Here is a 12,302-nt window from a genome sequence, read left to right on the forward strand (position 1 = left end):
CGCGGACTGCTGCGCGGCCGGCTCGCCCTGGTCACCGCCGTCGCCGCGGTCGCGGCCGTCCTCGGCGGGGTCACCGGCGGCCTGGTCGCCGCCGACCACCAGGGCTCCGAGAACCGCGTCGGCACCATCGCCAGCCCGGTCTCCGCCCGCTCCGACGGCACCGCCGACGTGGCCGCCGTCGCCGCCGCCGTCTCGCCCAGCACCGTCGAGATCACCGTCAAGACCGGCAACGGCACCGCCACCGGCACCGGCGTCGTCCTGAACACCGACGGGCAGATCCTCACCAACTACCACGTGATCGACACCGCGTCCGCCGGCGGCCGGATCACCGTCACCTTCAAGGACGGCTCCACCGCCCAGGCCACCGTCACCGGCACCGACAAGGCCCTCGACGTCGCCGTGATCACCGCCACCGGCGCGAAGAACCTCACCCCCGCCGTCCTCGGCGACTCCTCCACCGTGGCCATCGGCGACCCGGTCGTCGCCATCGGCAACCCCGACGGCCTCACCGGCACCGTCACCTCCGGCATCATCAGCGCCGAGAACCGCGACGTCACCGTCCAGCTCGACGAGGGCAGCACCAGCAACAACGGCGGCTTCGGCCTCCCCTACCTGCCCGGCGTGCCCGGCCTGCGCGGCACCGCCCCGCAGTCCGACAGCGGCAGCACCACCACCTACAAGGCCTTCCAGACCGACGCCGCGCTCAACCCCGGCAACTCCGGCGGCCCGCTCATCAACGCCAACGGCCAGGTCATCGCCATCAACTCGGCGATGTACGCGCCCGGCGGCTCCGGCTCCTCCGGCGGCTCGGCCGGCAGCGTCGGCCTCGGCTTCGCCATCCCGATCAACGACATCAAGCAGGTCCTGCCGAAGCTCGAAGCCGGCCAGAACCTGTGAGCACCGCTCCCTGAGACGGACAATTGCTCCCAGCAGGCCCTCCACCCGACGAGAAAGGGCACCCGCCCATGACCCCGTCCGCCGACGACCGCACCACCGCCGAGGCCGGCCACCCCTTCGCCCGGCTCCTCGTGGTCGACGACGAACCCGCCCTCCGGGACGCCCTGGAGAGCAGCCTCGCCTTCGAGGGGTACGAGGTCGCCACCGCCACCGACGGCTACGAAGCCCTGGAATCCGTCGAACGCGACCGGCCCGACCTCGTCCTGCTGGACATCATGATGCCCCGGATGGACGGCCTCACCGCCGTCCGCCGGATGCGCTCGCGCGGCGACACCGTCCCGGTGCTGATGCTGACCGCCCGCGACGCCGTCGGCGACCGCGTCACCGGTCTCGACGTCGGCGCCGACGACTACCTCGCCAAGCCCTTCGAGCTCGACGAACTGCTCGCCCGCGTCCGCGCCCTGCTGCGCCGCAACGCCCTCGCCGCCGAGGCCGCCGCCCGCGCCGCCGTCGAGGACGAGAGCGAGGTGCTCGCCTTCGCCGACCTGCGGATGAACACCGCCACCCGCGAGGTCACCCGGGCCGGCAAGCCGATCGAGCTCACCCGCACCGAGTTCATGCTGCTGGAGATGTTCCTCGCCCACCCCCGCCAGGTCCTCACCCGCGAACAGATCCTCAAGGCGGTCTGGGGCTTCGACTTCGAGCCCTCCTCCAACTCCCTCGACGTGTACGTGATGTACCTGCGCCGCAAGACCGAGCAGGGCGGCATGCCCCGCCTGATCCAGACCGTACGCGGCGCCGGCTACGCCCTGCGCCCGGCCGCCGGCACGAGCGCGTGAACCACGTCCCGCCCCCACCGCTGGCACCCCCGCTGGCACCGCCCCGCACGCCCCGCCGCCGACAGCGCCTCCTCCACTGGTTCCGCTCCCGCTCGCTGCGCAGCCGCCTCACCTTCCTGAGCGCGGCGGCGGTGGCGGTGGCGATCGCGCTGTCGGCGCTGGCGTGCTGGTTCATCGTGGAGAAGCAGCTCTACGACCAGGTGCGGACCGACCTGGCCAACGCGACGCTGCCACCAGGGCCCCGAGTGCCCCTGCTCTGCTACCCGACCGCGGAACAGGCCCTGGCGAACCAGCCGACGGGCCTCACCTCGGAGAACGGCAGCGCGGTGGCCCGGGACACCCAGTTCGTGAAGGCCAACCCGACGGGCGTCTGCCTGCCACCGAACGCGACCAAGGCGATCGTGGTCCAGCCCGGTGACGCAGCCGGGTTCAAGCTCAAGAACGGCCAGTCGATCATCCGCGACGGCCGTTTCACCGACGGGACCCCGGCAGTCGTCCGGATCTCGCTGGCACACTCCGCGTCGGGGCCGGCCCTGCTGATGGTCGCCACCTCCACCCAGCCCGTCGAGGACTCCCTCCAGGGCCTCGCCATCCTGCTCGGCGCGGTCTCCGCCGGCGGCATCCTGCTCGCCGCCATCGCCGGCCGGCTGGTCGCCCGCTCCTCCCTCAAGCCCGTCGACCAGCTCACCGACGCCGTCGAGCACATCGCCCGGACCGAGGAGGTGGGCACCACCATCCCGGTCAACGGACACGACGAGATCGCCCGCCTCTCCACGTCCTTCAACTCGATGAGCACCGCCCTCGCCAACTCCCGCGAGCGGCAGACCCGGCTGATAGCCGACGCCGGGCACGAGCTCCGCACCCCGCTGACCTCCCTGCGCACCAACGTCGACCTGCTGATCCGCAGCAACGACACCGGCCGCCCGCTGCCCGCCGCCACCAAGACCAAGCTGCTCGGCAACATGAAGGCGCAGATGCAGGAGCTCACCGTGCTGATCGGCGACCTGCTCCAGCTCTCCCGCCCGGACACCCCGAAGAGCGGCCCGGCCCCCACCGTGGTCGCCCTGCACGAGCTCGCCGGACGGGCCGTCGAACGGGCCAAGCTGCGCGGCCCGGGGCTGGTCTTCGAGACCGACACCGAGCCCTGGTACGTGCACGGCGACGCGGCCGGGCTGGAACGGGCGGTGATCAACCTGCTGGACAACGCGGTCAAGTACAGCCCGCCCGGCGGCACCATCGACGTCCGGCTGCACCGGGGCGTGCTGACCGTCCGCGACCACGGCCCCGGCATCCCGCCGGACGAGCTCCAGTACGTCTTCGACCGGTTCTGGCGCTCGCCCTCCTCGCGCCAGCTGCCCGGCTCCGGCCTCGGGCTGTCGATCGTCGCGCAGAGCGTCCGGGAGGCGGGTGGCGAGGTCACCCTCGGCCCGGCCGCGGACGGCGGTCCGGGCGCGCTGGCCACCGTCCGCCTGCCCGGCGGCCCCGCCCCGGAATGACGGAATGACGAAAGGGGCGGGTGGGGCGCCCCGACAGCGCCCCACCCGCCCCCGTCCCAGGGCTCACGCCCCGGAGCCGGCTCACGGTCAGTCGATGTCGCTGCCCGGGCCGATGATCTTGATCCGGTCCCGCGCCGGGGCCTGGAGCGGCGAGGCCGCCGTGCTGTGGGCGCTCAGGTAGGCCACGAAGACGTCCAGGTCCGAGGCGCCGACCAGCTTGTCGGTGCCGGCCGCGAAGGCCGGGAAGCCGTCGCCGCCGCCGGCCAGGAACTCGTTGGCCGCGACCCGGTAAGTGGCCGCCGGGTCGACCGGCGCCCCGTTCAGCCGCACCGAGTCCACGACCACCCGGTCCGCACCGGTCTTGCGCATGTCCAGGGTGTAGTGCAGGTTCGAGGACACCTGGAGGACCTTCGGCGCGGCCGCGTTGGAACCGCTCACCTGCTGCTGGAGCAGCTGGATCAGCTGGGCCCCGGTCAGCGTCTTGACCTGCATCATGTTGGTGAACGGCTGGACGGTGAACGCCTCGCCGTAGGTCACCACGCCGTCGCCCTCGCCGCCGGAGGCCTTGTAGACCAGGTCGGAGCGGATGCCGCCGGGGTTCATGAAGGCGACCTGTGCGCCGCCCTTGTCGGCCGGGGCCAGCCCGGCGAGCTGCGAGTCGGCGATCACGTCACCGAGCGGCTTCTCCAGGTCGCTGCTGCCGCGGCCGTTGATGTCCGAGGCGACGTAGCCGACCGGACGGTTGGCGATCGGGGCCGCCAGCTTGGAGTAGTGGTCGACCAGCGCCGTCATGTCCGACGCCTTCTCGACCGTGCGGCGCACCACGTGGTTCTCGGCCTTGACCGAGGGGCGCACGATCTCGCCGGTGGTCTTGTCCAGCTTCATGTCGATCTCGGTGAAGAGCCGGCCGAAGGAGGCGGCACTGGTCACCGAGCGCGGGACGCCGTCGGGGTCGGGGATGCTGCAGGCGTACGCGTTGTGGGTGTGGCCGGTGACGATGGCGCCGACCGCCGGGTCGATCTTCTTGGCGATGTCGACGATCGGGCCGGAGACGCCCTGACCGGCCGCGCCGCAGTCGTAGTTGTAGACGCTGCTGGCCGGGTAGCCGCCCTCGTGGATCAGCGCGACGATCGAGTTGACGCCCTTGGCCTTGAGCTCGGCGGCGTACTTGTTGATCGTGGTGACCTCGTTGGCGAACTTCAGGCCCTTGACGCCCTCGGCGGTCACGATGTTCGGCGTGCCCTCCAGGGTGACGCCGATGAAGCCGACCTTCACGCCCTGGGACTTGGTCACCCAGTAGGGCGCCAGCAGCGGCTTGCCGGTCTTCTCGTCGGTGACGTTGGCCGACAGGTAGTTGAAGTTGGCACCCTTGAAGGTGCGGCCGGGCTCGTAGCAGCCGTCGGTCGGGTGGCAGCCGCCGTCCTGCATGCGACGCAGCTCCTGCGCGCCCTCGTCGAACTCGTGGTTGCCCACAGAGGTGACGTCCAGGCCGAGCTTGTCCATCGCCTCGATGGTCGGCTCGTCGTGGAAGAGCGCCGAGGTCAGCGGGCTGGCGCCGATGATGTCGCCGGCCGCGACGGTGATCGAGTCGTCGGCCGGGATGCGCGCCTTGCGCAGCTCGGTGGCCAGGTACTCGATGCCGCCGGCCGGGGTGGCGACCTCCTTGCCGGTGGCCGGGTCGATCTCCTTGATCGTGCCGGACGAACCGGCCGGAGGCTCCAGGTTGCCGTGGAAGTCGTTGATCGCCAGCAGCTGGAGGTTGACGGTCTTGTGGCGCTTGGCGTCGGCGGCCTGGGCGGCCGTCGGCACGACGACCGTGCCGAGCAGACCAGCGGCGGCGACGACGGCGAGCGCCGTCCGTCGGGATCTGACGGTGAGCATGAAGGATTCCCCTGCACCTTGGAGGGAGCACCGGCTGCGGACAGCGGCGGCGTTCGGGCGTGTGACATGTGTTGCGACTGCGAAGCCTAGGGTCAACGCGCGTAGCTGTCAGGACGTGGAACGTAACGAGAGGATTACCTACGGACGAACCGTCACCGTCCGCCGGGTGCGGAGCCTGCGGAGAAGGCCCCTCAGACCCCCGGCTCGGCCGCCAACTTCTGGTCCGCGCGCACCCGTTCGGCCACCGCGTCCTCGGTCATCGCGCGGTCGGTGTAGACCAGCGGGCGCTCCGCCTCGGTGATGATGTGTTTGACCACCTGGACGTTGCTGTTGACGTCCCAGACCGCGATGCCCGGCGACAGGGTCGGGATGATCTCCACCGCCCAGCGCGGCAGGCCCAGCACCCGGCCGGTGGCCCGCGCCTCCTCGGCCTTCTGCATGTAGATCGTCCGGGTCGAGGCCATCTTCAGGATCGCCGAGGCCTCCTTGGCCGCCGCGCCGTCCACCACGTCGGACAGGTGGTGGACCACCGCGACGAAGGACAGGCCGAGCCGGCGGCCGAACTTCAGCAGCCGCTGGAACAGCTGGGCCACGAACGGGCTGTTGATGATGTGCCAGGCCTCCTCGACCAGGAAGATGCGCTTCTTCCGGTCCGGCCGGATCCAGGTGTGCTCCAGCCACACCCCGACGATCGCCATCAGGATCGGCATCGCGATCGAGTTGCGGTCGATGTGCGAGAGGTCGAAGACGATCAGCGGCGCGTCCAGGTCGATGCCGTCGGTCGTCGACCCGTCGAACATGCCCCGCAGGTCGCCGTCGACCAGCCGGTCCAGCACCAGCGCCACGTCCAGGCCCCAGGACTGCACCTCGCCCACCGCCACGCCCAGCGACTCCACCGAGGACAGTTCGGGGTTGCGCAGGGTGTCGATGATGTCGTCCAGCACCGGCTGGCGGTCCTTCACCGAGGCCACCACGTGGGCGTGCGCGGCCTTCAGCGCGAAGCCGGCCCGCTCCTCCAGCCCACGCCCCATCGCCACCTCGACGATCGTGCGCAGCAGCGACAGCTGGCCGTTCTGGGTGATCGCCGGGTCCAGCGGGTTGAGCTTCACCCCGCCGTCCCGGGCCGCCATCGGGTCCAGCCGGACCGGCTTTATGCCCAGCGCGTTGGCGATCAGGTTCCACTCGCCCACGCCGTCCTCGCCCTGCGCGTCCAGCACCACGACCTGGCGGTCGCGGAACCTCAGCTGCCGCAGCACGTACGTCTTCTCCAGCGCCGACTTGCCGTTGCCGGACTCGCCGAGCACCAGCCAGTGCGGCGCGGGCAGCTGCTGCCCGTACAGCTGGAAGGGGTCGTAGACGTACCCCTTGCCGCTGTACACCTCGCGCCCGATGATCACCCCGGAGTCGCCCAGCCCCGGCGCGGCGGTCGGCAGGTAGACGGCCTGCGCCTGGCCGGTGGAGGTGCGCACCGGCAGACGGGTGGTCTCCACCTTGCCGAACATCAGGCTGGTGAACGCCTCGGAGAGGTTGCCGAGCGCCATGGGCGGGCTCCTGACGGGTCAGCGGTGGACGGACGTACGGATGTGCGGGTGCACGGGTGTGCGGGTGCGTCCGCTCAGCGGCGGATGCCGGTGGCGAACGGGAGGGTGTTGACGAAGGCCCGGTGGTGCTCGCGGTCGCACCACTCCAGCTTGAGGTAGCTCTTGCCGGCCGAGGCCCGGATGGTCCGCTTGTCGCGGGCCAGCGCGTCGGGGTTGCGTGAGGAGACCGTGATGTAGCCGACCAGGTTCACCCCGGCCGCGCCGGAGGCCAGGTCGTCGCCGCGCTGGTCCACCCGGCCGGTGTGGGCCAGGTCGCGCGGGTCGACCGTGCGGTTCATCTTGGCCGCGCGGCTCGCCTCGGCCTCGTCGTTGGTCTTCTCGGTCAGCATCCGCTCGATCGCGACGTCGGTGGGCTCCAGGTCCATCGTCACCGCGACCGTCCGGATCACGTCCGGGGTGTGCACCAGCAGCGGCGCCAGGAAGTTGACGCCCACCGGGGTGAGCGGCCACTCCTTGATCCACGCGGTCGCGTGGCACCACGGCTCCCGGGTCGCCGACTCCCGGGTCTTCGCCTGCAGGTACTGCGGGTCGGTCGCGTCCAGCTCGGCCGGCCAGGCGTTGCGCCGGGACATCGCCTGGATGTGGTCGATCGGGTGGTCCGGGTCGTACATCGAGTGCAGCAGCGAGGAGAGCCGGGCCTGGCCCAGCGGCTGGCGCACCCGGATGTCCGCCTCGGCCAGCCGGGCGCAGATGTCGGTCAGCTCGCGCGCCATCACGGCCGCCAGCCCCTCGTCGTCCCGCGCCCGCCGCCCGGTGGCCGTCCGGCCCATCGCGTGCGCCTCGGCGGCCAGGTCACGGGTGTAGTGCATGCAGGCCACCAGGTACGCCCGGTGCTGCTCCGAGGAGGTCGACACCATCGACTGGAGCTGGTCGTACGAGTCCTGCAGCCAACGCGGCGAGGACGGGTCGCCGCGCCGCTCGACGTCCTTGGCGTGCGCGTCCGGGTCGGCCGGCAGGGTCCGGGCCAGGATCTGCAGCCGGGTCACGAAGCCGTCCCCGTTGGCGACGTGCTTCAGCAGCGTCCCGAAGCGGTCGACCAGGGCCTCCTGGTCCTCCGAGTCCCGCAGGCCCACGCCCGGGCCCTCGATCTCGATCGCGGCCGTCACCGTGCGCCGCTCCAGGTGCATCAGCACCCCGACCTCGTCCGGCCCGAACGGCGCCGTCAGCCAGCGCAACCGCCCCACCCCCGGCGGCGGGCCGACCTCCACCTCCCGGCCGTCCAGCCGGGTGCCCGCGTCCATCACGTCCGAACGCCACACCGCCCGCCCGCTGCGGACCGTCCGGCGGTAGGTGCGGTTGATCTCCACCCACTTGTAGAACGTCCGCCTGCGGTACGGCACGTACACCGCCGCGATGGCGAGCGCCGGCAGACCGACCAGACCGCCGATCCGCAGCGGCAGGACCGGCATCAGCAGGCCCCAGAGCATGCCGAGGAAGGCCCCGAAGATGATCAGCACGATCTCGCCGGACTCCCGGTTCCGGCCGATCGGCGCGTTCGGGCGGGCCTTGCCGATCAGGTAGGTGCGGCGCTGGTGGACGTACGGCTGGGCGTACTGGGCACCGTACTGGCCGAGCGGTTCACTGCTCACTTACCCGTCACCCTCCCTTCGCTGGATTGCTGTCGCGGATCGGAACCGGGCCCTGCTTCGGCCCGCCCTGCGGCGGCGGGGACGGCGTCCGCCCGGCGTGCGCGGCGATGCCCGGCGCGACCGAACCGCCGCCGGCACCCCCGCCGCCACCCGTACCGGCCGCCTGACCGCGGTCGCCGTGGGTGCTGATGCCCTGCTTCATCAGGTTCGCGGTGCCGTTGATCATCGCCGAACCGGCCTGCACGGCATTGGCCCGGGCCCCGCGCATGTTCAGCATCTCGTCGCCGAAGCCCGGCACGAAGCGGTAGACCGAGGCGCTCGCGAAGATCGACAGGAACAGGATCGCCAGCCCGGACAGCACCCGGGCGAAGTCGTCGTCCGCCCCGGAGCCGGTCGCCACCGCGCCCGCCAGGCCCAGGATGACCACGATGATCGGCTTCGCCAGGTCCACCGCCAGCATCACCCCCGCCCAGCGCCGCACGTGCTTCCACAGCTGCCGGTCCACCAGCCCCGCGTACACCGCCGTACCCAGCAGCGCGCCGACGTACAGCATCGCCGCCCGGATCAGCAGCTCCACCCAGAGCACCGCCGCCGCCAGCACCGCGACCAGCGACACGATCACGAGTATCAGCGGGCCGCCGCCCACGTCGCCCTTCTCCAGCGTGTCCGCGAAGCCCCCCAGGTACGACCCGGTGTCCGTCTTCGTCCCGACCGCGATCGCCTTGGTCAGCCCGTCCGTCACGCTCACCACGGTGTACAGGATCAACGGCGTGAACGCGGACGCCACCACCGTCAGCCACAGGAAGCCGATCGCCTCCGAGAACGCCGTCGCCAACGGCGCCCCCCGCACCGCCCGCTTCGCCACCGCCAGCAGCCACAGCACCAGCGTGATCACCGTCGACACGGCGAACACCACGGCGTACTGCTGCAGGAACGACGCATTGGTGAAGTCCACCTGCGTCGTCCCGTCGATCGCCCCCGACAGCTTCCGCACCACCCACGCCGCGGCCTGCGCACAGCTCTTGGCCAACGACCCGAGCGGATCGGTCACGGCCCCGACGGCGCCGCCACCGGGGAGGGAGCCCCCGCCGTTCGGGGCACAGTAGACGTCGTTGCCGGGAAGTGGGACACCAGGGCAACTCGTGTTGCTCGCGCCAGGGCTCGCGGTCGGCGACGGTTCCGCCAGCGCGCGATGGGCCGTTGCCATGACCGAGACAGCGCCGAACAGCGCGGCCCCCGCCATCCGGACCACGGTCTGCCGAACGACGCCCGAACTACCGTCAACGGGCATAGTGGAAGCCTCCGAACTGCTCGACGGCACCAGTGATCTCCTCGGCGGTCGCGGCCTGCTGGTCCGGTGGAATCGGGGCCGGTCCCGACACACGGCTGTAGTCACTGAGCTTCCAGTCCGACCCGGTCCACCGCAGGCTGAGGGTGAGGGTGAACCACTCCTCAGAAACCGGCTTGGTGGAACGCTCACCGGCCAGTCCGAACAAGCCCGTGCACCAAACGTCGACCTTGACGCCGTCCGCTGTGTAGCCACTGCTCTTGGTCCCGACCGGGATAGTCCTGCTGACGAAGGTCAGACCCTTCGGCGGCTGCCCCTGCGTGTCGACCCCGAACCTGGCGGCCGTCTCCGGCGAGAAGCCCTGGTCCAGTCGGCCCTGGAGCCCCGCCAGGGCGCCCGGGTCGGCGATGGTGGCGATGATGCCGTGCCGGCTGTCGGTGCGGAACATGTCCGCGGAGCCGATCGCCACCGCGTAGTTGGTGGCGGCCGACTGGGCGCCGGGTTCGGTGTGCGGGTAGCCGGTGGGGATGCCGTTGACGGTGGTGCCGACGGGCTGGTCGCCGCTGGGGGCGGGGCCGGCGCCGGAGCCGGCGCGGTCGGCGGAGGCGCCCCCTCCGGTGCCGCTTCCGCTGCCGGGTGTGACCCGGTTGGCGATGGCGATGGCCACGACGAGCAGGGTGACGACCACGAGGACGGCCAGCAGGGCGCGCAGCGGGCGGGACTGACGGTGGTTCTGCTGGGGGGAGGACTGTTCGCCGACCGGCAGGCGCGTACGGGTGCGCGGCTGGTCGTCGGACAACGGCACGGCGGCCCTCCTGGTGCGGGGAGCCGGGGCGGCTCCGGGGGCCCTCCGCCCGGGGGCGGGCGCGAGCGGAGGGTGGGAACGGGGGTGGGGTCCTGGCGGGCCGGCCGTCGGAGGGGGTCCGGACGGGGACCCGGTCTCAGGCAGGTCGGACTACTGCTGTCCGATCGTCAGATCGCCATGCCGTAGACAATGGTGAACAGAGTGCCGAGTGATCCGATGATGAACACGCCGGTCAGTCCGGCGACGATCAGCCCCTTGCCCTGTTCGGCGCCGAAGCTGTCGCGCATCGCGGTCGCCCCGATCCGCTGCTTGGCCGCGCCCCAGACCGCGATGCCGAGGCAGAGGAGGATGGCGACGGCCATGATGACCTCGACCATCACCCGCGCCTCCGACCCGAGGGTCGCGAACGGCCCCCAGTCCGGGGCGATTCCGCCGATGATGGTGTCGATGTTCGGCTTCTTGGGGGGGTCCTCGGCCAGGTGGCTGACCGCATTGGTGTGCACGCTGCTCAGGTTCATTTCCATCTCACCGCCCGATCAGGCAAATTCAAGGGCCCGGACCCGGCCCGCGCGAAGGGTCGGTACCTATTCTTGGCCAGATCTGATGTCGACTTGGCTACTTCTCGCGAATTGGTCGTGAGGCATCGGACACGTACGCGAGGATGTACACCGTACGAAGGATAGCGCTCACTGTTCGTATCTCTGATGATTGCGGTGAGCAACGCCTTCCGGGACACTTCGACTGACGACTCGTCGGGATGGTGCTGATGGTACTCCGGAAGGCCGGTACGGCCGCCGTCGCTGCGGGAGTTGTTGGTTTCGGGTTCATCGGGCTGGTGACGATAGGGACTTATGCGGCGAGTGGGACGCCGCAGCAGGCGGCGAATCGTTCCGCCCTGTCCCCCGGAACGGTCCCCGCGGCCTACCAGGAACCGATCCAGCGGTGGGGTGCGCTCTGCGCGGAGATCTCCCCGCCGATGCTCGCGGCGCAGCTGTACCAGGAGAGCGGTTTCGACCCCAAGGCGCGCTCCGGGGTCGGGGCGCAGGGCATGGCGCAGTTCATGCCGGGCACCTGGAGCTCGTACGCCACCGACGGCAACGGGGACGGCAGGGCGGACGTCTGGGACCCGCTGGACGCGATCGCCTCGGCCGCGACCTACGACTGCGCGATCGCCAAGCAGGTCGCGAAGGTCCCGGGCGACCCGCAGGCCAACCTGCTGGCCGCCTACAACGCCGGCGAGGGCGCGGTGCTCAAGTACAACGGGATCCCGCCGTACCGGGAGACCCAGGGCTACGTGCGGAACATCCAGGCGATGGCCCGCAGCTTCACCGCGCCGGTCTCGCCGACCGCGCCGCTGGAGGTGTCCGCGCAGTCGTCGGCCGCGATCTACTTCGCGCAGACCAAGCTCGGCACCCCGTACCTGTGGGGCGGCGAGGGCCTGCCCTCGCAGAACGGGCGGTTCGACTGCTCGGGCCTGACCCAGGCCGCGTTCGCCAGTGTGGGCATCACCCTGCCCCGGGTGGCCAACGACCAGTGGTACGCCGGGCCGCACCCGTCGCGGGACCAGCTGCGACCGGGCGACCTGGTGTTCTGGGCGACGGACCTGAGCGATCCGCGGAGCATCCACCACGTCGGGATCTACGTCGGCGGCGGGTACATGATCAACGCGCCGCACACCGGCGCGGTGATCCGCTACGACAAGATCGACACCCGGGAGTACATCGGCGCGACCCGGGTCACCTCGGACGGCGCCCAGGCGCTGCCGACCCGCAACAACGACGGCGTGGTGAACGCCCCGAGCCGGCCGGGCGGGACGGAGCCCACCGCCCCGGCGGGAGGCCAGGGCGGGACCCAGGGCGGCGCGCCGGGCAGTGCTCCGAGCGGCACCCCGGCGGCCTCCGGCCGG

The 12,302-nt window shown here is 71.5% G+C and carries 10 protein-coding genes; 4 read left to right on the forward strand and 6 right to left on the reverse strand.

Annotation, left to right across the window (positions count from 1 at the left end):
* The 3 genes from AE652_RS22355 to AE652_RS22365 form a co-directional block, all read left to right on the forward strand.
* A partial coding sequence (locus tag AE652_RS22355; protein ID WP_049654287.1) for a S1C family serine protease occupies positions 1 to 897 on the forward strand: 897 nt, incomplete at its 5' end.
* 68 nt (positions 898 to 965) lie between these two features.
* Positions 966 to 1,736, forward strand: coding sequence for a response regulator transcription factor (locus AE652_RS22360; protein ID WP_049654289.1), 771 nt, complete (start codon positions 966 to 968; stop codon positions 1,734 to 1,736).
* Entirely contained in the window at positions 1,733 to 3,232 is a 1,500-nt protein-coding gene (locus AE652_RS22365) for a HAMP domain-containing sensor histidine kinase (protein WP_234348484.1), read from the forward strand. The genes AE652_RS22360 and AE652_RS22365 overlap by 4 nt, the downstream gene beginning before the upstream one ends.
* A gap of 87 nt (positions 3,233 to 3,319) precedes the next feature.
* Here the strand turns inward: AE652_RS22365 and AE652_RS22370 are convergent, their stop codons facing one another.
* The 6 genes from AE652_RS22370 to AE652_RS22395 all read right to left on the reverse strand — a co-directional run bounded on the left by AE652_RS22370 (position 3,320) and on the right by AE652_RS22395 (position 10,914).
* A complete protein-coding gene (locus AE652_RS22370; protein ID WP_049654290.1) occupies positions 3,320 to 5,113 on the reverse strand; it encodes a bifunctional UDP-sugar hydrolase/5'-nucleotidase in 1,794 nt (597 codons plus the stop codon).
* A gap of 191 nt (positions 5,114 to 5,304) precedes the next feature.
* A complete protein-coding gene (locus tag AE652_RS22375) occupies positions 5,305 to 6,654 on the reverse strand; it encodes an ATP-binding protein (protein WP_049654291.1) in 1,350 nt (449 codons plus the stop codon).
* Between the two features lie 74 nt (positions 6,655 to 6,728).
* Positions 6,729 to 8,303: an SCO6880 family protein gene (locus AE652_RS22380; RefSeq protein WP_049654294.1), complete on the reverse strand. Its 1,575-nt coding sequence runs from the start codon at positions 8,301 to 8,303 to the stop codon at positions 6,729 to 6,731.
* 7 nt (positions 8,304 to 8,310) lie between these two features.
* Positions 8,311 to 9,546: a hypothetical protein gene (locus AE652_RS22385; RefSeq protein ID WP_049654295.1), complete on the reverse strand. Its 1,236-nt coding sequence runs from the start codon at positions 9,544 to 9,546 to the stop codon at positions 8,311 to 8,313.
* 37 nt (positions 9,547 to 9,583) lie between these two features.
* Positions 9,584 to 10,396, reverse strand: coding sequence for a hypothetical protein (locus AE652_RS22390; RefSeq protein ID WP_049654298.1), 813 nt, complete (start codon positions 10,394 to 10,396; stop codon positions 9,584 to 9,586).
* 167 nt (positions 10,397 to 10,563) lie between these two features.
* Positions 10,564 to 10,914, reverse strand: a complete 351-nt coding sequence (locus tag AE652_RS22395; protein WP_049654299.1) for a hypothetical protein — start codon at positions 10,912 to 10,914, stop codon at positions 10,564 to 10,566.
* A gap of 317 nt (positions 10,915 to 11,231) precedes the next feature.
* On the opposite strand from AE652_RS22395, the gene AE652_RS22400 reads away from it, so the two are divergent.
* A partial coding sequence (locus AE652_RS22400; protein ID WP_369808318.1) for an NlpC/P60 family protein occupies positions 11,232 to 12,302 on the forward strand: 1,071 nt, incomplete at its 3' end.

This window comes from Kitasatospora sp. MY 5-36, assembly GCF_001182915.1.
Taxonomy (GTDB): domain Bacteria; phylum Actinomycetota; class Actinomycetes; order Streptomycetales; family Streptomycetaceae; genus Kitasatospora.

Coding starts and splice junctions, on each gene's coding strand:
- AE652_RS22360 (WP_049654289.1), top strand. CDS start 966: ATGACCCCGTCCGCCGACGACCGCACCACCGCCGAGGCCGGCCACCCC.
- AE652_RS22370 (WP_049654290.1), bottom strand. CDS start 5,113: ATGCTCACCGTCAGATCCCGACGGACGGCGCTCGCCGTCGTCGCCGCC.
- AE652_RS22375 (WP_049654291.1), bottom strand. CDS start 6,654: ATGGCGCTCGGCAACCTCTCCGAGGCGTTCACCAGCCTGATGTTCGGC.
- AE652_RS22385 (WP_049654295.1), bottom strand. CDS start 9,546: ATGGCGGGGGCCGCGCTGTTCGGCGCTGTCTCGGTCATGGCAACGGCC.
- AE652_RS22395 (WP_049654299.1), bottom strand. CDS start 10,914: ATGAACCTGAGCAGCGTGCACACCAATGCGGTCAGCCACCTGGCCGAG.